General features: G+C 56.0%; 19 protein-coding genes. 5 read left to right on the top strand and 14 right to left on the bottom strand.

Annotated features, from left to right (window positions below; all coding sequences use genetic code 11):
* Positions 1-66: 66 nt before the first annotated feature.
* Complete coding sequence (locus tag AC16KF_RS17985; RefSeq protein WP_484038741.1) at positions 67-2,955, top strand: VWA domain-containing protein; 2,889 nt, start codon at positions 67-69, stop codon at positions 2,953-2,955.
* Between the two features lie 64 nt (positions 2,956-3,019).
* Here the strand turns inward: AC16KF_RS17985 and AC16KF_RS17980 are convergent, their stop codons facing one another.
* From AC16KF_RS17980 to AC16KF_RS17945, 8 genes are all read right to left on the bottom strand, one after another.
* A complete protein-coding gene (locus tag AC16KF_RS17980; protein ID WP_484038740.1) occupies positions 3,020-3,991 on the bottom strand; it encodes an NAD-dependent epimerase/dehydratase family protein in 972 nt (323 codons plus the stop codon).
* Between the two features lie 67 nt (positions 3,992-4,058).
* Positions 4,059-5,378, bottom strand: coding sequence for a nucleotide sugar dehydrogenase (locus AC16KF_RS17975; RefSeq protein ID WP_484038739.1), 1,320 nt, complete (start codon positions 5,376-5,378; stop codon positions 4,059-4,061).
* 49 nt (positions 5,379-5,427) lie between these two features.
* Positions 5,428-6,066: a uracil-DNA glycosylase family protein gene (locus AC16KF_RS17970; RefSeq protein ID WP_484038738.1), complete on the bottom strand. Its 639-nt coding sequence runs from the start codon at positions 6,064-6,066 to the stop codon at positions 5,428-5,430.
* Between the two features lie 76 nt (positions 6,067-6,142).
* A complete protein-coding gene (gene rimI, locus AC16KF_RS17965) occupies positions 6,143-6,625 on the bottom strand; it encodes a ribosomal protein S18-alanine N-acetyltransferase (RefSeq protein ID WP_484038737.1) in 483 nt (160 codons plus the stop codon).
* Complete coding sequence (gene tsaB / locus AC16KF_RS17960; RefSeq protein ID WP_484038736.1) at positions 6,622-7,287, bottom strand: tRNA (adenosine(37)-N6)-threonylcarbamoyltransferase complex dimerization subunit type 1 TsaB; 666 nt, start codon at positions 7,285-7,287, stop codon at positions 6,622-6,624. Before tsaB ends, rimI begins: the two co-directional genes overlap by 4 nt.
* Positions 7,287-7,793, bottom strand: a complete 507-nt coding sequence (tsaE, locus tag AC16KF_RS17955; protein ID WP_484038735.1) for a tRNA (adenosine(37)-N6)-threonylcarbamoyltransferase complex ATPase subunit type 1 TsaE — start codon at positions 7,791-7,793, stop codon at positions 7,287-7,289. The genes tsaB and tsaE overlap by 1 nt, the downstream gene beginning before the upstream one ends.
* Positions 7,794-7,869: 76 nt before the next feature.
* Positions 7,870-9,033: an MGDG synthase family glycosyltransferase gene (locus AC16KF_RS17950; RefSeq protein ID WP_484038734.1), complete on the bottom strand. Its 1,164-nt coding sequence runs from the start codon at positions 9,031-9,033 to the stop codon at positions 7,870-7,872.
* Positions 9,005-9,283 (bottom strand): DUF951 domain-containing protein, encoded by a 279-nt coding sequence (locus AC16KF_RS17945; RefSeq protein WP_484038733.1) that lies wholly within the window; start codon positions 9,281-9,283, stop codon positions 9,005-9,007. Before AC16KF_RS17945 ends, AC16KF_RS17950 begins: the two co-directional genes overlap by 29 nt.
* Before the next feature lie 51 nt (positions 9,284-9,334).
* Between AC16KF_RS17945 and AC16KF_RS17940 the strand changes: the two genes are divergently transcribed.
* On the top strand, positions 9,335-9,886 hold the full coding sequence (locus tag AC16KF_RS17940; protein ID WP_484038732.1) for a phosphoribosyltransferase family protein: 552 nt from the start codon (positions 9,335-9,337) through the stop codon (positions 9,884-9,886).
* Positions 9,887-9,987: 101 nt separating this feature from the next.
* On the opposite strand, the gene AC16KF_RS17935 is transcribed toward AC16KF_RS17940, so the two are convergent.
* The 5 genes from AC16KF_RS17935 to AC16KF_RS17915 form a co-directional block, all read right to left on the bottom strand.
* The gene (locus AC16KF_RS17935; RefSeq protein WP_484038731.1) at positions 9,988-10,269 is read right to left on the bottom strand and encodes a GIY-YIG nuclease family protein; all 282 of its coding nucleotides are present in this window, start codon (positions 10,267-10,269) and stop codon (positions 9,988-9,990) included.
* A gap of 141 nt (positions 10,270-10,410) precedes the next feature.
* Positions 10,411-11,403: a prephenate dehydrogenase gene (locus AC16KF_RS17930; RefSeq protein WP_484038730.1), complete on the bottom strand. Its 993-nt coding sequence runs from the start codon at positions 11,401-11,403 to the stop codon at positions 10,411-10,413.
* A 270-nt stretch (positions 11,404-11,673) separates the two neighbouring features.
* The gene (locus AC16KF_RS17925) at positions 11,674-12,585 is read right to left on the bottom strand and encodes a hypothetical protein (protein WP_484038729.1); all 912 of its coding nucleotides are present in this window, start codon (positions 12,583-12,585) and stop codon (positions 11,674-11,676) included.
* A gap of 25 nt (positions 12,586-12,610) precedes the next feature.
* Positions 12,611-16,870 carry a DNA-directed RNA polymerase subunit beta' gene (gene rpoC / locus AC16KF_RS17920; RefSeq protein ID WP_484038728.1) on the bottom strand — a complete coding sequence of 1,420 codons (4,260 nt, stop codon included), beginning with the start codon at positions 16,868-16,870 and terminating at the stop codon, positions 12,611-12,613.
* 208 nt (positions 16,871-17,078) lie between these two features.
* Positions 17,079-18,482 (bottom strand): aminotransferase class V-fold PLP-dependent enzyme, encoded by a 1,404-nt coding sequence (locus tag AC16KF_RS17915; RefSeq protein WP_484038727.1) that lies wholly within the window; start codon positions 18,480-18,482, stop codon positions 17,079-17,081.
* Between the two features lie 31 nt (positions 18,483-18,513).
* Between AC16KF_RS17915 and AC16KF_RS17910 the strand changes: the two genes are divergently transcribed.
* From AC16KF_RS17910 to AC16KF_RS17900, 3 genes are all read left to right on the top strand, one after another.
* Positions 18,514-19,518, top strand: coding sequence for a glycosyltransferase family 4 protein (locus AC16KF_RS17910; RefSeq protein ID WP_484038726.1), 1,005 nt, complete (start codon positions 18,514-18,516; stop codon positions 19,516-19,518).
* Positions 19,519-19,715: 197 nt separating this feature from the next.
* Positions 19,716-20,144, top strand: a complete 429-nt coding sequence (locus AC16KF_RS17905; RefSeq protein ID WP_484038725.1) for a nuclear transport factor 2 family protein — start codon at positions 19,716-19,718, stop codon at positions 20,142-20,144.
* Positions 20,141-21,226, top strand: a complete 1,086-nt coding sequence (locus AC16KF_RS17900; protein ID WP_484038724.1) for a glycosyltransferase — start codon at positions 20,141-20,143, stop codon at positions 21,224-21,226. The genes AC16KF_RS17905 and AC16KF_RS17900 overlap by 4 nt, the downstream gene beginning before the upstream one ends.
* On the opposite strand, the gene AC16KF_RS17895 is transcribed toward AC16KF_RS17900, so the two are convergent.
* On the bottom strand, positions 21,212-21,613 hold the full coding sequence (locus AC16KF_RS17895; protein WP_484038723.1) for an STAS domain-containing protein: 402 nt from the start codon (positions 21,611-21,613) through the stop codon (positions 21,212-21,214). The genes AC16KF_RS17900 and AC16KF_RS17895 overlap by 15 nt on opposite strands.
* Positions 21,614-21,616: the final 3 nt, after the last annotated feature.

Raw genomic sequence — 21,616 nt, 5'->3', positions numbered from 1 at the left:
CACAAATCCGAATCCCAAAAATAGGATCAGCGTTTTTCAGCGTTCATCAGCGTCCCAAAAGATTTTATGAGATTCACCTCCCCTCTCTTCCTCCTCCTTCTCCTCCTCGTGCCGCTCGCGGTGTGGATGGGCAAACCAGCCCGAGGTCCGGGGTGGACGCGCGAGATCGTCTCATTAATTCTGCGCGTGGTCATCATCCTGTGTCTGATATTTTCACTCGCGGGACTCGAAATCGTCCAACGCGGCGACGCGCTGGCTGTCGTGTTTTTGGTGGACGTGTCCGACTCGATGCCGCCGCAGGCGATCACTGCCGAAGTGGGATATGTGCAAGACGCGCTCGAGGCGATGTCGCCCGACGATCGATCTGCGGTTGTGTTGTTCGGCGCGGACGCGTTGGTCGAACGGCAAATGTCGGCCGCCAAAGAATTGAGCGCGTTCACCTCCGCCCCGGTCACCAACCAGACGAATCTCGAAGAGGCGATTCAACTCGGCTTGGCGTTGTTCCCCTCGGGCTATGCCAAACGGATGGTGATTCTCTCCGACGGAGCGCAGACCAGCGGCGACGCGCTCGAAGCGGCGAAGTTCGCGGTTGCGTCCGATACGCAACTGGTCGTTGTGCCGATCGTCGCGCAACGCGGTGCGGAGGTATCGGTTCAAAACGTGGACGCGCCGACGCGCTTGCGGCCGGGCGAACAGTTCGATCTCACCGTTACTTTGCAAGCGAACGAACCGACTCGCGCCACCGTGCGCGTGTTGGGCGGAAGCGAAATTTTATATGAAGGCGCGTACGATCTTCGGCGCGGAACGCAATCGTTGAGCCTGCCGCTGGTCGCGGGCGAACCGGGTTTCGTCAATTATCAAGTGCAGATCGCCGCGACTCAAGACGGCTTCTATCAAAACAACCAACTCGACGCGTTCTCTCAAGTGGAAGGCCCGCCGCGCATTTTGCTGGTCGCGCCGCCCGCAGGCGAGACGTTGCCCGGCGGCGAGGCGAGACCCGATGAATTCTCCGCGTTATTGAGCGCGTTGGAATCGGCTGACTTTCAAGTGAACGTCGTCGCGCCGAATCGTTTGCCGTCGGACTTGCCGTCGCTGGCGCAATATGATTCGGTCGTGCTGGTGGACGTCCCAGCCCGCGCGCTCGGCAACAACCAAATGGAAAATTTGCAAAGTTATGTGCATGACCTCGGCGGCGGCTTGGTCGCTGTGGGCGGACCCACCTCCTACGGCGTGGGCGGATATTTCCAGACCCCGCTCGAAGAAACCTTGCCGGTGGACATGCAGATCAAAGACGAGAAACGCCGCCCCAATTTGGGGATCGTTTTTATCATTGACCACTCCGGCAGTATGGAGGAAACCAGCGGCGGCGTGACCAAACTCGAACTCGCCAAAGAAGCCGCGGCGCGTTCGATCGATTTCCTCTTCCCCACCGACCGCGTCGGCGTGATCGCGTTCGACGATTCCGCTTCGTGGGTTGTGCCGATGACCGAACTCAGCGACCCCGGTGCGGTTGTCAGCGCCATCGGTTCGATTCGCGGCGGCGGCGGAACGGACATCATGGCGGGTGTGCGAGCCATGTCGGAAGTTCTGCCAGACGATCCCGCCAAAGTGAAACACGTCATCCTGCTCACCGACGGCGGCGCAGACCCGACGGGCATCCCCGAACTTGTGCAAAAATTATTTGAAGAAAACAATATCACGCTTTCGACCGTCGGCGTGGGCAACGATGCCGCGCCGTTCCTCGAAGACCTCGCCGAGGCAGGCGGCGGTCGTTATCATTTCACCAACGACGCGAACAGCATCCCCAGCATCTTCACCGAGGAAGTGTCGCTCGCCACGCGCGCGTATCTTGTCGAAGAGCCGTTCTTCCCCGCGCTCGCCAACTCCTCGCCGATCCTTTCGGGCATCAATGAAATCCCGCGCCTGTATGGGTATGTGGCGTCGAGTCCGAAAGACCTCGCGCAGGTGATTCTCAAGTCCGACAAGGACGATCCGATTCTCGCGTCGTGGCAATATGGTTTGGGTCGCGCCGTCGCGTTCACCTCCGACGCCACCGGGCGCTGGGCGCGCGATTGGCTCGCGTCGGATAACTTCGCAAAGTTTTGGGTGCAGGTCGTTCGCTCCACCATCGGCAACCCAACCGACAACGCGCTCGCAACCGACATCGAACTCACCGATGGGCAGGCGCGCATCACCCTCGACGCGCAGACTCCAAGCGGCGAATTCATCAACGGCTACGCGGTGGACGCCAACATCGTGGCGCCGAACGGCGAAACCAACTCGCTGACGTTGAGGCAGGTCGCCCCCGGTCGGTACGAAGCGTTCTTCGATCCGAAAGAGGAAGGCGTCTACTTAATTCGGCTCGCGGGGATGTCGGCTAGTCAAACCGATTCCTTCGCCGAGACGACGGGCTGGGCGCTGTCGTACTCGCCCGAATACAAACGCCTCGATCCGGACCCCGACCTGCTTCTCCGTCTTGCGGCTTTATCGAACGGGGAGGTCGCCACATCGAACCCCGCGGATGTTTTTCTCCACAACCTCGACGCGACTCGCGCCTCGCGTCCGATCTGGCAATGGCTGATTCTGCTCGCCGTGTTGTTACTGCCCTTCGACATCGCCTCGCGCCGACTCATCATCACCAAACAGGATGTTTCAAACGAGCGAGCGTTGCTGATGAAGCGACTCGGTCTCGGTCAGCCGCGCATGTTGACGACTCCTCAACCATCGCCGCGCATGGAAGCCTTGCTCAAAGCCAAAGACCGCGTTGCCGAGTCTGCGAAACGCGCGGAGGCAACGCCTGTTGAATTGAAAGAAGCGCAACCTTCAGAGAAAACGATTCAATCGGTGGAACAAGTTAAAGAGATAGAAACAAAACATCCCCCGGCAGATGCCGCCGCATCCACAACCGCATCCCTGCTTGCCAGAAAAAACGCGCTCAAAAATAAACGAAAGTAAAGCTCAGTACGGCAAAGTTCACTTTGCCTTTGCGCGACAAAGTGAACTTTGTCGTACCGCGCAACTATGGCGTGAGGATTTCCTTCGCCCACTCGCGCTCAGCGTTGTACCACTCGACGAGTTTCGTCACGCCTGCGCGCATGTTGAACTGCGGTTCCCAACCGAGCAACTCGCCCGCCTTCGTCACATCGGCTTGATTCGTGAACATATCGGCAGGGTTGGGCGGACCGTATTGCACGACGGCTTTCTTGCCGATCACATCTTCCATGATTTGAATCAACTCATTGATCGTGACGACCTCATGCCCGCCGATGTTGATGATCTCGAAGCCAAGCGGCTTCAACGCAAGGATTGTGCCGCGCGCGATGTCGTCAATGTATGTGAAGCCGCGCGATTGTGTCCCGTCGCCGTTCACGCGCACGGGCTTGCCTTCGCTGATCCACTGCGCGAACCGCAGATGCGCGAGGTCGGGTCTGCCCGCGGGACCGTAGACGGTGAAAAAGCGCAGAATGCTGACATCTATCCCGTAGAGATGATGATACGCGTGGCACATCGCCTCGGCTCCCTTTTTACTCGCCGCGTACGGCTGGAGCGGTTCACTGCTGTCAGCCGATTCGGGAGTCGGGTACGGCGGGTCTTCGCCATAAATGCTCGATGTGGACGCGACGACGAATTTTTTGATCCCGTTCTGTTTGCATAACTCAAGCATGTTCAACGTGCCGATCATGTTCGTCTCGACGAACACCCAGGGGTTATCCACGCTTGCTCGCACACCAGCGCGCGCCGCGAGGTTGATGACCGCGTCGAACGTCTCGCCTTTGAATTTCTCGATAATGGACTTATCCGCCACATCCCATTTGTGGAAGGTGAATCCCTTCAGCGCCTGCAACTTCTTCAGGCGATACTCCTTGATGCGCGGATCGTACGCATCGTTCATGTTGTCCACGCCGACGACCGTGTGACCATCGTGGAGCAATAATTCCGCCGTGCGCGCGGCGATGAAGCCTGCTATGCCAGTAATCAAATATTGAGCCATGTTTACCTTTGTGCCATACGAAGTACGCAATACGCAGTACGCAATACTCCGTACTTCGTACTGCGTATTAGAGTCTTACGATCTTGTTGCTTCCTTTTGATATTTTGCTCGTCGCATTGCGGCTATCAAAAACAAACTTCGCCGCGTGGACAATCGCATCGTAATCATACGCCTTGTGATTCGTGATGATGACCACCGCATCCGCATCGTTCACCGAGGACATCACGTCCTTCACGCTGTCCATGTGCCAGCCATCGGTCTCGTGGTGGATGTGAGGAATGTACGGGTCGTGATATTCCACGTTCGCGCCTTTGTTTTGCAGTAAGCCGATCACGTCCAACGCGGGCGATTCGCGGACGTCGCTCACGTCGGGTTTGTACGCCACGCCGAGGACGAGAATCTTCGATCCCTTCAACGCTTTGCTTTTGTCGTTCAACGCGTCCATGATTCGTTCGACAACGTAACGCGGCATGTTGGTGTTGATCTCGGACGCCAACTCGATGAAACGCGCGTTGTAATTGAATGATTTCATCTTCCACGAAAGATACAGCGGATCAATCGGGATGCAGTGCCCGCCCAAGCCGGGACCTGGTGTGAACTTCATAAAGCCGAACGGTTTCGTCGCCGCCGCGTCGATCACCTCCCACACATCCACGCCGAGACGTTCGCACATCATCGCCAGTTCATTGACCAATCCGATGTTGATCATGCGAAAGGTGTTTTCCAACAATTTCGCCATCTCCGCCGCTTCAGCAGACGAGACGCGATGCACAACGTCAATCGCGCCTTCATACCAAGCCGTCGCCACTTCGCCGCACGCTTCGGTGATTCCGCCCATCACTTTGGGAGTATTTTTTGTTGTGAAATCTTGCCGACCGGGGTCAACGCGTTCAGGCGAGAACGCAAGGAAGAAATCTTCGCCCACTTTGAGTCCGTTTTCACCGCCAAGTTTTGGCAGGAGCAACTCGCGCGTCGTGCCGGGATAGGTTGTGGACTGCAACACAACCACCATGCCCTTGTGCATGTACTTCGACAACTCGTCCGCGGCGGAGATGATGAACGACATATCCGGGTCGCCCGTCTGACGGAGCGGGGTTGGCACGCAGATGCTGACCGCGTCCATTTCTTTCAACGCCGAAAAATCCGTCGTCGCAGTGAAATGACCGGACTTCACCAACGCCGCAACCGACTCGCTCTTCACGTCGGGGATGTAGGAAATGCCGCCCTTGAGCGAATCAACTTTCCCTGCGTCAGGATCGATGCCCGTCACCTTGAATCCCGCCTCGGCAAAAACAACCGCAAGCGGAAGTCCCACATAGCCGAGTCCAAGAATCGCAACGCGGGCATTCTTATTTTTTAGTTTTGTAATCAGATCATCTTTCAACATTATTTCCTCAAACTCCCCTCTCCCGCCGGGAGAGGGGCTGGGGGTGAGGTCAAAACATACTCATCTGCTTCGGCTCATCCTCTTGCGGCTCTTCCATCTTTTTCACAGGCGCGGACTTTCCCAAACCCTTGCGAGCCTGTTCCAGCAACTCAGGCAGTTTTGCAAAATCAGCTAGAATCGCGGGCTTGAGCGCGGCTTGATGCAGCGCCGCGGCGGGATGGAACATCGCGATCACATATCGGTCGCCGACTTTCTTCATCTGCCCATGCACCGCACTGATCTTCGCGCCGGAAAAAAATTTATTCATCGAAAAGCGACCGAGTGTGACGATGATGCTGGGATCGATCGCTTGAGTTTGACGTTCGAGATACTCGTTGCACGCGGCGAGTTCATCGGGTTGCGGATCGCGGTTTTCGGGCGGGCGGCATTTTACCACGTTGCCGATCCACACATCTGCGCGCGTCACCCCCGCCTGCGCGAGGAGCTGGTCGAGAAACTTCCCCGCCGCGCCCACGAACGGACGTCCCTGCTCGTTTTCGTGAAAGCCCGGTCCCTCGCCGATGAACATGATCTCGGCGGCGGCAGGTCCCTCGCCGGGCACAGACTTCTTGCGCGAATGATGTAACGCGCAGTTCGTACACACGGTCACTTCTTTGGCAATTTGAGCAAGGGTTTCTTCAGCGGTCATAAGTTCTCCGGGTTCAAGGTCTCAGGTCAAAGGTCGAAGGTCAATCGTTAGACCTTTGACTTTCGACTTTCAACTTTCAACCTGCTTTGTCTACCTGTTTACCTGTTTCCGCGTTTACGTGCAAGTTATTCAACGTCATCAAGATCGCATCCTCGCTATTATCGCGATAATAACGCGGACGGCGTCCCGACTCTTCAAAACCAAACTTGCGATACATCTCCTGTGCGGCGGCGTTGCTCTCGCGCACCTCCAACACCGATATCCGCGCGCCTTCGCTTCTCATATACTCCAATGCATGGATCAGTAACTTGCCCGCGATGCCCTGACGACGAAAATCGGGATGGGTGGCAATCGTCGCGATGTGCGCTTCGTCCACCAACAGCCACGCAACGATCGCGCCGACAACTTTTCCATCCAATTCGGCGACCCACGCGCGCGAAGCGGGATTATCCGCGATCTCAAAACGAAACGACCGTTCGGGCCACGGCAAACTGAACGAGACTTTATCGATCGCAACAACTTGCGCGAGATCGTCGAGGGTCATGCGGCGGATGTTCATGATTCAATCGGCGCGGCGGTGTGCAGATAGATCGGCGCGAGCGATGCCGCATCGTCCACATCGCCGTGTTGAAAACGCGCCCACGCGAGTTTCGCCAGCATCGCGGGCTTGCGCTGTGCATCTTCGGGCGAAGTCAACTGCGCGTTTTGATTCGATTCGATTTCTTGACGAACTTCGTCCGTGAACTCTCCGCACACTAGCGATGGACTCGCCACTTCATCCTTCAACGCCTCCGCCGACACGACTCGCGCCGGACCCTCAGCCTGCCACACACCCTCGACATTTTTATACCACCCCAGCGCATACCGCCCGCGCCCGGCTCCTATCGCCACCGCCAGCGGAAGATTCGACTCGGCTTGCGCGCGCGCGAGGATGTCGAGAGTCGGAATCCCAATGAGGGGAATATTCCGCGCAAAGACAATCCCTTTTGCCAAGGCGAGACCAACCCGCAGACTTGTAAAAGAACCGGGACCGATGGCAACGCCAAGCGCGGTAATATCTTTCATTGTTAAGTTACAACTCGCCAACAGATCTTGAATCGCCGGCGCGAGTTCAATCGTGTGATGTTGACTGCTCCGCCACGCGCGTTCACCGGGGACTTGTTCGCCGTCGTAGACCGCCAGCCCCATCCATTCATTGGATGTGTCCACAGCCAGCAACATCACTTGCCTCCGCGGATCAGATCGAGCAGGGTTTCGTATCGCTTGCCGCGCGCGATGAATTTCATTTCGCGTTCTTCTTCGCCTGATTGCGTGAACTCCACCCACAAGCGTTCGTCCGGAATGAGGCTTTGCATCCGCTCGGGCCACTCGACGATCAACGCGCCTTCCGCGAGCATCGAGTCGAGGTCGAGCTCCTCAGCCTCCCCCGTCGAGTCGAGGCGGTAGGCATCCATGTGAAAAAATAGGGGCTGGGTGATCCCGCCCACACCTTGATCCGCGCGGCGATACATGTTGACCAGAATAAACGTGGGACTGGAAACCGAATCGAGCGAACCCCATCCCTGCGCGATGCCTTGCACGAAAGTCGTTTTGCCCGCGCCGAGTTCGCCTTGCAAGCAGAGCATGTCGCCGGTTTGCAACGACTTACCCAAACGCACGCCAAGTTCGCGTGTTTGTTCCGGGCTATGGCTTTTCACTTCAAGTGTGTGTGAATCAATTGCGAACATCGGTGAGATTATACCGTGTGGAAAGTAGACAAGTAAACACGGAAACAGGTAGACACGTGTTTACTTGTCTACCTGTCTACTTCTGTACTTGCTTGATTTTCATCCCCAACATCTTGCCAATCGTTCTCGCAATCACGCGCGCCGCTTCAGGTCTTCCGGCGCGGCGGCAGTTTTCGATCACCTTCTGCTTTTCTGCGGGACGTGAGACCCAACGTGTGAGCGCACGGACGACATCTTGCGGTTTCGGCGCCCACACGCCCGCGCCTTCCTCCTCCACAAAAGTGACATTGCCATCCTCCTGCCCGGGGAGTTTGGAATATAGGATGATCGGCAATTCCGCATTGAGCGCTTCGGCGATCGTGCCGGGTCCTGCTTTCGTCACGATGAAATCGGAGGCGCGCATGAAATCGGGCATGTCGCGTGTGAAGCCGTAGATGAATGTTGGGTTCTCCCACCTCTCTGCTTCGAGAGTCGCTTTCAGGCGTTGATTCCGCCCACACACGATGACCAGCCCCACGTCCAGACCGGAAGCGTCTATCGCGCGCGCGGTCTTCGCCAGAGGTCCCATCCCCTCGCCACCGCCGACGAGTAGCACGATGGGCTTGTCGAGAGTCCAGCCGAGTTTTTTTCGCAGTGTGCTTTTACGTCCGAGCGGTTTGCAATATTTATCCGCGACGGGCAGACCCACCACGCGAACTTTTTCGGGCGGCATGTTGAAGCGGATCGCGTTTTCGTATGCCTGCTTTGTGGGGACGAGGATCAGGTCGGCGCGTTTGTCGTACCAGAGCGCGTGCGTGGTGACCATGTCGGTGACAACGTTGATGAAGGGCGGGCGGTCTTTGCCGAGCGCGCGCAAGGCGAATGTGTTTGCAAACGGATGCACGGTGACAATGAGATCGGCGGGATGTTGACGCACGAGCGCCTTTGCCCCACGGCTGGCAATGGGCCATGTGGTGGCGGTGATCACACGCGCTTGAGCGCGTCCGTCGGTGGCGTAAAAACTTGCCTGCCATAAACGCGGGGCTTTGACCATGTATGGATACATCTCGCCGACGCGGTTGAACGGAGGCGGGGCGTAATCTTTGAAAAAGTCCACCATCTCAGTGGTCACGTTGTTTTTGTATTCAAGGTGAACGGCTTCGATGATGGCTTCCGCCGCGGAGCGATGCCCGCCGCCAGTATCGGAAAAATAAAAGACGATATGCGGTTTTCTAGGATTCGGTTTTTTCGATGTCATCATGCTTTGTCAGGTTCGCTTTCATTCTCTTTGCCAGTTCGCGCCGGGTGAGCAGAACGCGCCGACCACAGCCTTTGCACTCCAAGCCAATATCCGCGCCGAGACGCGTGACTATCCATTCGTAGGAGCCGCAGGGATGTTGCTTGCGGAGTTGGAGGTGGTCGTTGAGGCGGAGGTTGGGGAGCATGGAGGGGTAATTGAGAGAGGGGAGAATTAGAGGATTAAAGAATTGAGATTGGAGATTGGGGAACATTATAAATGAATCGTGATAAACTTCGGCTGAGATTTGACTGCGGAGAATCGGATGACAAAACACGAAACCTACGCTGTAGATATTGCGGGATTAAAACGCGAACTACCCCTGTTCGAGATCAAGCCGGGGTTGAAGATCGCGATCCTCAACATCCTTGGGGATACTGAGTTGGTTCAGGCTTCCGCGAGGGAACTGGCGAAGAAGTTAGCCGATAAACAATACGATGCGCTGGTCACTGCGGAGGCGAAGTCCATTCCGCTAGCGTATGCGCTTTCGGTGGAAACAAAAAAGCCTTACGTGGTGTTACGCAAGGCGTATAAACTCTACATGGGCGACGCGCTCAAAGCCGAGACGCTATCCATCACCACCGGTCAACCGCAGACGTTGATCCTGGACGAGAAAGACCGCGAGTTGGTGAAGGGCAAGAAGGTCATTATTGTGGACGATGTGATCAGCACGGGGTCAACGCTTCAGGGGATGCGGATGATCCTCGACAAGGCTGGCTCTACCGTTGTGGCAGAGACGGCGATCCTCACCGAAGGCGACCGCGCCGAATGGATGCACATCATTTCACTGGGGCATTTGCCGTTGTTTACGGAGTAACGTACACAAGTATACAGGTAGACAAGTAAACAAGGCTGGAAGTCGCAAAGACTTCCAGCCTTGTCTTATTTCTATGTATCCGTGTTTACTTGTTTACGTATCTACGTGTTTCCTTGTTTACGCCGTCTTCCCTTTTTACCACCCACAATTAACCGCATCTTCCCCTCCCTCTTCATCTTCTTGATCGCGCGTTCGCGTTTCATGGCGGAGGTTCGATCCGCTTGTTCCTCCACGTACACCAACTTCACAGGGAGGCGCATCCGCGTATATTTCGCGCCGCGTCCTTTGTTGTGGACCGCGACGCGCTTTTCGGGGTCAATTGCCCAGCCTGTGTAATACGTCCCATCAGCGCATTCGACGATATAACAAAAACAGACGCTCACCTAACTACCCCGACACTTTCCTTTTTTGGACGCTGACCGCGAAGCGCGCTGAAAACGCTGATAAAAACTTTTTTCGCCCGTTGTTTGAACAATCAGCGTTTTTCTGCGTCCCATTTTTAAAACTGTCAGGTAGGTAGACGCTCACTTTTTATTTTTATTGCGCCCGAACAAATTGCCCATAAACAACTGGTTCATACGCGCGCCCAGCGTGACCGAATCCATGTCGGATTGTTGCGCGCCCTGCCAGTCTGCGCGCGCGCGTTCCTGGATCCAACGGTCTCGCGCCTTGACGGCGTTTTCAAGATAGGATGAAACCTCCGCTTCATTCCCATTCTGGATCTGGTCGCGCAACTTCTGCAAAGACGCCATGTACGCGTCTAACATGCGGACTGTGTTCTCGCGGTTTGACAGCGCGGCATCTCGCAGTGACTTCACTTCGTCGTGATACGCGATCCCCGAAGTGACCGACGCATACGGGCGCGCGGCTACCTTGCGCGCTTCGGTCCAGCCGGGTTGGCTCACTGTGGCATCGAGGAGCGCCGCCGCCGCCAATTGCGGCAACACGTGTGTGGATGCCAGCAACCCATCCGCCTCGACTGAATCGGTGAACATCACTTGCGCGCCTAACAGGCGGACGAGATTGCTCGCCAGGTCTAGCGCTTCGCTGGGCGTGCCGGCCGGCGCGTTGACAAGAAACAACCCATCTTTGAAGAGGTCGGCGCGGGCAGAGTCCACACCGAGTTCGATGCCGTGCAGGTAATTTGACCCCGCGGCGGGTGAAAGCCCCACGTAATAGCGTCCTTGTGGAATCAACTGTCCCACCCACGAGGCAACCTCTCCCTTGGCGGGAGCCGTATCGAGAATCACCGTCCCCTCTTGAACGTCTTGAGCGATATATCCAAGCGTGTCGCGTATTTCGCTCAGCGGCATGCTGAGCACAACGATATTCGCATTGCTGACTGAAGAGGGCAAGTTGACCTTGATTTCGTCCACCGCGCCAGCCTTTTGTGAAAGGCGCGCAATCTCGTAATCTTTATCATGCCCGACTCGTTTGATATTTTTTTGGTTGGCGAGAGCCAGCCCGATGGAACTCCCCACCTGCCCCAAACCGAGAATGGTGATTTGAACTGTCATCTTGACCTCTTGGATTGAATTCGATGGAATATTATAACGGCAGTTCCCATAGCCTGCCCGTTAAAGTGCGAGAACCGCGGACGCCGACCGCGGTTCCCTACGAAAGGAGGAGAAGAGAAATCACCTTACGGGGTCTAATTTATCATAGTCGACTCAATCGTGCTTGACGCCAAACCTACGATTACCCTACGATTACCCAACGCCAAAAAAGGGTTTGTGACGGAGGGTGCGGTCTTTTCCGTTGGCTTTTTGAGATGTTGAATCCCGCTTTTACATGTCGCGCGTTTGCTCTGCAATCGAGGAGCTCTCGAAAAGCCAGAGCAGGAATCCCTTGGAGAGAAATTTCCTCTGCAAGTTGATTTTGTACCCCTGCCCGGCAAGCGACTCCGCCGCGGCAATGAACCATTGTCTCGCCCCATACGTTTTCATCGCGGAGGTCTCCATTGCCGAGCGCTTCCATGCCTCGAAGAAATCATAGATCGGCTCGCCGGGCGCAACTCGATGGATCAAGTTTTTCGGCAGGATGGTTTGAAATTCATCCACCACGAAGCCCAAGTGAAAATTTGTGCTGAACACGAGCGCCTCGAATCTCCAGCCTCCCAATCCCCAGTCTTTGCTCCCCAATGCTCCAATTCTCCGTTTCTCTGTATTTTCCACGCGCCGCGCCACGTTCGCGCACCAAACACTCCCAAACGGATTCGACGTTCCCTCGATCATCAACCCGCCAGGCAAAACATAGCGCCCGAGTCGTTCATAAGCGGGAGCGACATCTTTTTCTTCATACTGTCGCAACACATTAAAGGCGCGGATCAAGCGAACATGCTCCCCCTCTTGCAACGGCAGGTTGAATCCGCCCAAACGAAAAAATGTCTTTTCGTCTGAGAAGGGCAATGCGGCTTCCACGCGTTTTTTGTCGATTTCCACGCCAAGGATTTTCAAGTTCGGGTTCGCGCGCCGGAAGCGCGACGCAGATTCGAGCGTGGTGCGCGCATCGAAGCCGTAGCCAAGGTCGACGAAGATCGAGTTGGCGAACCAGCCATCCGTCCGCGAAAGAAGCGAGGGTTCGTAGAGCAGGATGAAGTTATCCGCGCGGCGGAGTCGGTTGGCGGCAGTCTTCCCGCGCGTGGGAAGTCCCTCCGGTTTTTTTGAGGCGCGTTGATAGGGCATAAAAAATTGGGACACGGCGGTTGCCGTGTCCCAGGGTTGGTTAGTCAGCCGCGGAGGCGTCTGGTGAAATTTCCGCCGCCTGCGTCGCGCCGCCTTCATCAAAGGCGGGGTCTTCGCTCTTCACCGGCTCTTTGATAAAACCGGTGCCGGCGGGGATCAATTTACCGATGATCACATTCTCTTTCAAGCCGCGCAACGGGTCGCTGGTGGAGCCGATCGCCGCGCCCGCCAACACTTTGATGGTGTGCTGGAACGAGGAGGCTGAGAGGAACGAATCAGTGCTGAGCGACGCTTTTGTAACGCCGAGCAACACTTCGGAGAACTTCGCGGGCTGTTTGCCATCGGCGAGCAATTGCTCGTTGATCTTGCGGAGTTCGAGTCGTTCTACCGGGTCGCCGGGCAGAAACTTGGAATCGCCGGGGCGGGTGATCTGCACTTTGCTCAGCATCTTGCGGATAATGACCTCGAAATGTTTGTCATGGATGTTCTGCCCTTGAGAGCGGTACACCTTTTGCACTTCGGTCATCAAATACATTTGGCAGGCTTCGCGCCCTTGAATTTTCAACACGCGGTGCGGGTTGAGCGAGCCTTCGGTGAGCGGTGTGCCGGCTTCGATCTTTTCGCCGTCTTTCACGAGCAGGCGGGAGGTGGTCGGCACTTCGTTTACAGATTCTTCGCGGCGATCATACGAGACGACCACTTTGCGCTCCTTCTTTTCGACGCGCACGCGTCCGCCGTGCTGGGCGACGATCTTCGCATCGTCCAACGTTGCGAGTGTTTCGCCCGCCTTGACCTCCGCCTCATCTTTGACGACGAACTTCCACTCCTCGGGGATACCGTATTCGTCGCTGACGAGTTCGCTCTGTTCGATGATCACCTCGCGCAGGTCAGCGTATTTTTCCGATTGCCTGACGCGCACCGTGCCGCTGATCTCCGCCACCACGGCTTCGCCCTTCGGCTGTTTGCGCGCTTCGAAGAGTTCTTCCACGCGCGGCAGACCGGTGGTGATGTCTGCTCCGCCAGCGGCGACACCGCCGGTGTGGAAGGTTCTCAGTGTGAGCTGTGTGCCCGGCTCGCCGATGGATTGCGCGGCGACGATGCCCACAGCGGAACCAAGCCCCACCATCACACCGCGGCCGAGATCAAGCCCGTAACAGCTGGCGCAGATGCCATGTTGCAGTTCGCAGCTCAGCGGCGAGCGGACTTTGATCTCCTCAATTCCGGAAGCGGCGATCTTGCGCGCCATATCCTGGGTGATCACATCGTTATATTCTCCGAGCACTTCGCCGGTCTTCGGGTCGATGACTCGTTCGGCGAGCAAACGGCTAAACAAGCGACTGCTGAGCGCTTGACCTGCCACATCGTCGCGGCGGCGGATCATCACGCCGTCATGCGTGCCGCAGTCGGGTTCGTTGATGATGATGTCTTGCGCAATATCCACGAGGCGGCGGGTGAGGTACCCGGCGTCGGCGGTGCGCAGAGCGGTATCTGCCAGACCTTTGCGCGCGCCGTGGGTCGAGATAAAGTATTCCTGCGCGGTGAGTCCTTCACGGAAGTTGGACCGGATCGGCATCGGAATGATGCGCCCGGACGGATCTGCCATCAAACCACGCATGCCTGCCAACTGGCTGATGGTGGAGAACCCGCCTTTTGTCGCGCCGGAGGATGCCATGGTCGAGAGATTGCCGTCCGGATCCATCGATTTCTTGACCGCATCAGCGACCTTGTCGGTTGTGCCCTGCCAGATTTCGATCTCGCGCTCGTTCTTTTCCTGTTCGGTGAGCAAGCCGCGACGGAAATCGCGCTGCACCAGTTCGACGGCTTTGAGAGCCTCATCGATGATGCCTTTGCGTTCCGGCGGGATGGAAATGTCGGCAACCGCAAGCGTGGTGCCGGATTTCATTGCGTATTCAAAGCCGAGCGATTTGATCTTGTCGGCGACATCGGTGGTTTGTTCCTGCCCGCAAACTTCGTAGACTTCGGCGATCAAATCTTTCACGCCGCCTTTATCTAATTTTTCGTTCACGTACTGCACTTCCGGAGGAAGGATGCGGTTGAAGATGACGCGGCCCACCGTTGTGTCGATGATGCGCGTTACCGGTTCTTCAAGACGATCGCCTTTGTCGTTGTACCATGTGGTAGCAAGCAGTTTGACCTCAGAGTGGACTTCCACCTGGTCAAGCGCGTATGCCATCTCCACTTCGTCAAAACTGGAGAAGGCGCGTCCGTCGCCTTTGTGCGCGGCTTTCTGCGGCATGGTCAAATAGTACACGCCCAGCACCATATCTTTGGAAGGCGAGATGATCGGTTCGCCGTCGGCGGGCTTCAATAAATTTTTGGAGGCGAGCATCAACTCGCGCGCTTCCTTCACCGCTTTTTGCGAAAGCGGAACATGCACAGCCATTTGGTCGCCGTCGAAGTCCGCGTTGAAGGCGGTGGTGACGAGCGGATGCAGTTGGATCGCCGAGCCTTCGATCAGGATCGGTTCGAATGCCTGAATGCCCAGCCGGTGCAACGTCGGCGCGCGGTTCAACAAGACGGGGCGATCGCCGATGACGCCTTCGAGCGCTTCCCATACCTCGGGGCGGTTGCGTTCAATTAAACGACGCGCTCCCTTCACGTTCGCCGCATAGTTGCTCTGCACCAGCCGCGCGATGACGAACGGACGATAGAGTTCAAGAGCCATGCTCTTGGGAAGGCCGCATTGATAAAGTTTGAGTTGCGGACCCACCACGATCACGGAGCGACCGGAATAGTCCACGCGCTTGCCGAGCAGGTTGCGGCGGAAACGTCCCTTCTTGCCTTTGAGCATGTCGCTCAGAGATTTGAGTTCGCGTCGTCCGCGGCGGGAGAGGGCTTTGCCGCGCTGTGAATTGTCAATGAGGCTGTCTACCGCTTCCTGCAACATGCGCTTCTCGTTGCGGATGATGACATCCGGCGCGCCGAGTTCGAGCAGACGCTTCAAGCGGTTGTTGCGGTTGATGACGCGGCGATAGAGGTCGTTCAAGTCGGAGGTGGCGAATCGCCCGCCGTCGAGTTGCACCATCGGGCGTAGGTCGGGAGGAATGACCGGCAGGATGGTGAGGATCATCCATTCGGGGCGGTTGCCGGAGCGTTTGAACGCTTCAACGACTTTCAAGCGAGTCGTCGCCTTCTTGCGTTTCTGCTTGCTCTTGGTGGTCTTCACCTCGTGCCAGAGTTCTTCGGCGAGTTTGTCGAGGTCGAGGCGTTCGAGCACGTCGTAGAATGCCTCGGCGCCCATGTCTGCGCGGAAAACTTGTCCCCAGCGTTGCTTGAGTTCGCGGTAGCGAATTTCGCTCAGGAAAGTGAACGGACGCAGTTCAAGCAATTCGTCGCGCTGGCGGGAGGATTGATTCGAGGAAACCGAAGTCTGCTCTTCAAGTTGCGAGCGCAGGGCTTCCATTTTCAAGTCGGCATCGGCTTTAACGCGACCCGCGTCCATTTTGAGATTTTCCATTTCATGGGCGCGCTTGTCTTTCAATTCGTTTTCCAACGATTCGAGTTTCTTCTGGACGATCTTTTGCACCTGCGTAATGTGCTTCGCCGCGACTTTATCGCCGGCATCCAGGATCTTCTCGTCGGTTAACTCAAAGACAATGGTCTTCTTGGCGTGCTCGCCCATCTGTCCTTGCAGGAGTTTTTCGAGTTTTTGCCCTTCCTTGATGACCGGGTCGAGTTTCTCGGCGATAACTTCGTCATATCCCTGTTCAAGGTTGGCGATCTTTTGGTTAATATCCGCTACGGTATGATCTCGCTTGGTTTTGACCTCAGCGATTTTGGTATTGACGCCTGCCGCCTGTTCGCGCTCGGTGTCCGAGATTTCATCTTCAATTCGTTTCAGGGCTTTTGTGCGGGCTTCTTCATCTACGTACGTAACGATATACTGAGCGAAGTACAGCACACGATCGAGGTTGCGGCGTGAAATATCCAACAGCATGCCCAAATAAGAGGGGATGCGGCGCGTATACCAAATATGCGCCACAGGTGTGGCAAGATTGATATGCCCCATGCGCTCGCGGCGGACGGCGGCGCGCGTCACTTCGACGCCGCATTTGTCGCAGACGATTCCTTTGTAACGGGGGTTCTTGTATTTGCCGCAGTAGCATTGCCAATCGCGCTGGGGTCCGAAAATGGCTTCACAGAACAAGCCATCTTTTTCGGGGCGCAGGCGGCGGTAGTTGATGGTCTCAGGCTTCAGCACCTCACCGTACGACCACGAAAGGATCGTTTGGGGCGAGGCAAGGCTGATACGAAGTGCGGTCAGTCCCTTGGTTTCCACGTGTTTTCTCCTGAAAAAAAGTTTACGGAGTATGGCTGTCTCTATACAGCGTATAGTCGGCTGGTATCAGAGACAAACAAAGGCAAGCGCTTCCAGAGTATTTTCTGAAGCGCTTGCTGGTAAGTACTCGTTTTTTACATCCAACGACGGCAATTATACGCGTTAAAGAAGGAGAGTCAAGGCTGGGGCGTAGGAGTTACGTCAACGTTTAGGAAAGCAAGGTGCGGGCAAAGGCGAGGAATTTCTGCGCATCTTTGAAGTTGGTCATCAAACCAATGGAAATCCGCACCGCGCCGGTGGATTTGCCATCGATACAAGTGCGGAAATCGTCCAAAGACAGGCGATCCTCGTGACCCGGGCTCGTAAAACACACATCTAACTCGACGCGCGAAATTTCAAGCGCCACCTCCCCAGCCCCCGGATTGCAGAAACAGCCGGTGCGCAGAGAAATGTTGGACGCGTTGGATTGTTCTTCAATGTAACGATGATCGAGGGCATTGCCTTCTTTATCGTAGAAATTGACGGTGATCGCCCCGCCTCTTCCCGCCATTACAGTTGGTCCATAAACCCGCACCAGATTCGCCCCGTTGCTATGTTTCAACGCGGTGAGGTTATCCAACAGCCAGCCCGTCAGGCAATGGACGCGCTCATGGATCACGTCGTAGCCGATGGACTCGATGTGCTTGAGTCCGATTTCAATGGCGGGGATGTTGAGGTAATCGATCGTCCCATCCTCGAACGCGGAGGAACCGTCTGCCATGTAAAACTTGGCGCCCTGCACCGAGGCGACGGTGATCGTCCCGCCCGCGAACCACGGACGATGCAATTTCGCCAGCGCAGATTTTTTTGCGATCAATGCGCCCAGCCCGGTGGGATAGCCGAACATTTTATAAAATGAAATGGGAACGAATTCGGGTTGGACTTTGCCCAGGTCTAATTTGCTGGTGGGTACGAACGCGGCGGCGTCGAGTAAAACGTCCCAGCCGTGTTTGTGCGCCTCCTCGATCCACTCAAGCGGATGTTGCACCGAGGAGAAATTCGATTGCGCGGGGTAGGCAAAAAGGTTGTGTCCATTCTCCGATGGGCGAGCCAGTTCGAGGCGGAGTCCCGATTCGTCTGCGCGCATGTCGGGCAACGCGACCGGGATGTACGTCACCTCGGCGCCGCGCGCGTGGGCGAATTCCCGAATCCCGTTGACCGAGTTGTGATTGTCGAAGGTGAGGAGATAACGTCCCTTTGCAAAGGGATATGACTCGCCGACCAGTTTCAACGCGCCGCTGGCATTGGGAGTGAAGATGGCGAGGTATTCCTTCGGGTCCGCGTTGAAAAAATGCAGAACGTATTCGCGCGCGTGTTCGATCAGTTGCGTGGCGGCAAGCGAGGTGGGGTTGGTGGAGTGCGGGTTGCCGAAGACATGCTCGGCGAGAAGTTTGTTATGGCGTCGCAATTGCGAATCGGCATACAGCCCGCCGCCGGTGTAATCGAGGTAGACATGCCCGCCCAGGTCGAGGCGGGAGTAGTCGGTGGCGCGCAGGTCGTCGATGATCTTTGTGGTGGGGTAGGTGGGATAGGCTTTCAGGAAATTGACAAACTCAATATCGGGTTTTTCCATGTGATTTCCTCGCGGCAATTATAATACTCTCATGCCTCGTATTTGTATTTTTCCCCGCGTGGAGGGATTCGGCGGCGTCACCTCGTTCCGACTCAAATTTGAAAGCGGACTCCGCACGCGCAATGTGGACGTGACGTACGATCTGGATCAGCCAGCGGATGCCGTCCTCGTTCTCGCCGGGACGAAGAACCTGCCGCGCCTGCGTCGAGCGCGTTCAAAGGGACAGCGAATCGTCCAGCGCCTCGACGGCTTGAACTGGGTCCACCGCGTGCGCTGGGCTGGACTGCGTTACACAACCCGCGCGATCTATGGCAACTGGAATCTTTCGTTCATTCGAAAACATCTTGCGGATAAAGTGATCTATCAAAGTCACTTCGTCAAAGGCTGGTGGGAGGATTGGTACGGAAAGACGATCATTCCCTCTTCCGTGATTCTCAACGGCGTGGACTTGGATCAATACTCGCCGAACGGATCGCGCGAACGCCCAACAGATTTTTATCGCTTGCTGGTTGTTGAAGGAAGCCTCGCTGGCGGACTCGACTCCGGTTTGTTTTACGCGGTTGACCTGGCAAAGCAGTTATCGAAGAAGCATAAAATTGAATTGGTCATCGTCGGGCGCGTGGATGCGAACGCGAAAAAGAAATTGGGAGAACAAAAAGATTTCCAAATCCGTTTCATTGATTCGATGCCGCGCGAGGAGATTCCGTTTCTCGAACGTTCGTCGCATCTTCTGTTTTCCGCGGAAGTGAATCCGCCATGCCCAAATTCGGTCATCGAAGCGCTGGCGTGCGGACTGCCTGTTGTCGGTTTCGACACCGGCTCGCTTGCTGAACTTGTGCAGGGAGATGCCGGTCGGCTTGTTGCTCACGGCGCGAACCCGTGGAAGTTGGAGCGACCAGACATCCCGTCGCTGGCGGAGGCGGCGGATGAAATCTTGCGCGATAATGAACGCTTCCGCACATCCGCGCGCGCGAGGGCAGAGTCTGTTTTGGGATTGGATACAATGGTGGATGAATATTTGAAAGTGTTGTTATGAATACCTCGGTGGTTGAGTAGGGCGAGCGATAGCGAGCCCGTATCGAAACCACCAGTATGCAAAAGAAATTTTGTTACGAGAATTGCTGTATGGCGTGGTGGTTTCGATACGCCCCGCGATGCTTCGACTTCGCTATCGCTCCGCTCAGCACGCGCGGGGCTACTCAACCACCGAGGTAACCTGAAAAGGAGATTTTCATGTCCGAAGAAATCATCGCCTTCCTGAAAAAGCACTTGCAATCCATTCAGGAGAACGACATGAAGACCTACAACGAAACTACCGCCGAAGATTTGACTCTTTACGAATGGTGGATCACACCGCATCGCATTGACGGGCTTCCCTTCCATGAATTTATGATGTCGTCCAATGCCGAGCGCGGCACGGTCTTCGGCGCGGACGCGAAGGGAAAATCTGCAACGCGATTCGATCTCTCGAATTTGCATATTCAAAACTACGGCGAGACCGCGATTGCAAGTTATACATTGCTCATCAGCACAGCCTCCGCAGACGGCGTGAAGGTTGCGTCTCACAACGAAAGCCGCGTGATGGTGAAACTCAACGGCGCGTGGAAAGTTGTCCATGCGCACAAATCTCCCGCGTGGCAGGCTCCGCATATCCCATCATGAATCGATTCAATGGCAGGCTCGCCCTGCAACAACGCGTCCTCCCAAGTTATCGCGCTCCGTTCTTTGACTTGCTCGCCTCCGCCTGCGATGGCGGGATGAGTCTCTTCACCGGCTTGCCGCGTCCAAGCGAAGGAATTACGACGACAAGCGAGTTACGAGTTACGAGATACGAGTTAGGGAAAAACATACATTTGTTTGGCGGGAATTTTTATTTGTGTTATCAGCGCGGATTGACGAACTGGCTGAAAGAGTGGAATCCCGACGCGCTGATCGTGGAAGCCAACCCGCGCTATCTTTCCACTTCTTCCGCCGTGAATTGGATGCGCGAGCAAAACAAACCGGTCATCGGGTGGGGACTTGGCGCGCCCGCCGTCAGCGGATGGCGTGAACGAAGAAGAAGCGCCTTCCTCAGTCAATTCGATGCGCTGATCGCGTACAGTCAACGCGGCGCGGACGAATATGCCAACTTGGGCTTTCCCCTCGATAATATTTTCGTCGCGCATAATTCTGTCTCCCCTTCGCCAACATGGGAAATGCCAAAGCGACCAAACACGTTTAATGAAAAGCCTTACATCCTTTTCGTGGGACGATTGCAATTACGCAAAAATATAGATTTGTTACTCGGCGCGTGCGCGGAGATTCAAAATGTGCGGCTGGTCATTGTCGGTGATGGGCCCGAACGCGAGGCGTTTGAGGAACTCGCCGCAGAAATTTATCCGTCCGCGGAGTTTGTGGGCGCAAAGCATGGGGCGGAGTTAAAGGCTCACATGGAAGAGGCAGACCTCTTCGTCCTGCCGGGAACCGGGGGGCTGGCTGTCCAAGAGGTGATGAGTTACGGTCTGCCCGTCATCGTGGCGCAGGGAGACGGCACGCAGGATGATCTCGTGCGAAAAGAGAACGGTTGGCAAGTCCCGCCCGATGATTTCGACGCGCTGGTTGCCACAATGAAAGACGCGCTGTCGGATACGGCGCGTCTGCGAACGATGGGGGCAGAGTCGTTTCGGATCGTGAAAGAGGAGATCAACATCGAAAGAATGGCAGATGCGTTTGTAAGCGCGCTGAACGTGTTAACCGCCAAATGAGTTGAGCGCCTCTTCCAGATTGTTGAAGATGAGTATATTTTGCGCGAAGCCGGTAATGTTGAGGATATAGTAGATCTGCGGGTTCGAGCAGATCATTTTGAAATAGGGAGACTTGTATTGTTCTGTTTCGTGACGGCTGATCGTTTCAACATCGCGGGGCGGGGTGAACAGTTTGAACGCGCCTTGAATGCCGCGCAAACCCGCGCTGGATAATACATCCAAGCCAGAGGTATCTAACAAAAGGTGTCTTGCCCCGTCTTCATGCGCCTGTCGCGCGGCATCCAGCAACTGATGTTCGGTCGCGCCGTGCAAATGACCGGCCAGGTTCAATATCGTAACCGAAACGTTGCCTTGCACTTGCGAAGTTTGTATTGTCAGTTCGCTCATGGT

The organism is Candidatus Defluviilinea gracilis (assembly GCF_057138825.1).
This window is presented reverse-complemented; position numbering and strand designations above follow the sequence as displayed.

Bases quoted from the DNA above. Each gene is read 5' to 3' on its own strand.
- AC16KF_RS17915 (WP_484038727.1), bottom strand. From the start codon at position 18,482: ATGGAAAAACCCGATATTGAGTTTGTCAATTTCCTGAAAGCCTATCCC.
- AC16KF_RS17975 (WP_484038739.1), bottom strand. From the start codon at position 5,378: ATGTTGAAAGATGATCTGATTACAAAACTAAAAAATAAGAATGCCCGC.
- AC16KF_RS17940 (WP_484038732.1), top strand. From the start codon at position 9,335: ATGACAAAACACGAAACCTACGCTGTAGATATTGCGGGATTAAAACGC.
- AC16KF_RS17970 (WP_484038738.1), bottom strand. From the start codon at position 6,066: ATGACCGCTGAAGAAACCCTTGCTCAAATTGCCAAAGAAGTGACCGTG.
- AC16KF_RS17900 (WP_484038724.1), top strand. From the start codon at position 20,141: ATGAATCGATTCAATGGCAGGCTCGCCCTGCAACAACGCGTCCTCCCA.
- AC16KF_RS17910 (WP_484038726.1), top strand. From the start codon at position 18,514: ATGCCTCGTATTTGTATTTTTCCCCGCGTGGAGGGATTCGGCGGCGTC.
- AC16KF_RS17985 (WP_484038741.1), top strand. From the start codon at position 67: ATGAGATTCACCTCCCCTCTCTTCCTCCTCCTTCTCCTCCTCGTGCCG.
- AC16KF_RS17905 (WP_484038725.1), top strand. From the start codon at position 19,716: ATGTCCGAAGAAATCATCGCCTTCCTGAAAAAGCACTTGCAATCCATT.
- AC16KF_RS17945 (WP_484038733.1), bottom strand. From the start codon at position 9,283: ATGTTCCCCAATCTCCAATCTCAATTCTTTAATCCTCTAATTCTCCCC.
- tsaB (WP_484038736.1), bottom strand. From the start codon at position 7,287: ATGTTGCTGGCTGTGGACACATCCAATGAATGGATGGGGCTGGCGGTC.
- AC16KF_RS17950 (WP_484038734.1), bottom strand. From the start codon at position 9,033: ATGATGACATCGAAAAAACCGAATCCTAGAAAACCGCATATCGTCTTT.
- AC16KF_RS17895 (WP_484038723.1), bottom strand. From the start codon at position 21,613: ATGAGCGAACTGACAATACAAACTTCGCAAGTGCAAGGCAACGTTTCG.
- tsaE (WP_484038735.1), bottom strand. From the start codon at position 7,793: ATGTTCGCAATTGATTCACACACACTTGAAGTGAAAAGCCATAGCCCG.
- AC16KF_RS17930 (WP_484038730.1), bottom strand. From the start codon at position 11,403: ATGACAGTTCAAATCACCATTCTCGGTTTGGGGCAGGTGGGGAGTTCC.
- AC16KF_RS17980 (WP_484038740.1), bottom strand. From the start codon at position 3,991: ATGGCTCAATATTTGATTACTGGCATAGCAGGCTTCATCGCCGCGCGC.
- rimI (WP_484038737.1), bottom strand. From the start codon at position 6,625: ATGAACATCCGCCGCATGACCCTCGACGATCTCGCGCAAGTTGTTGCG.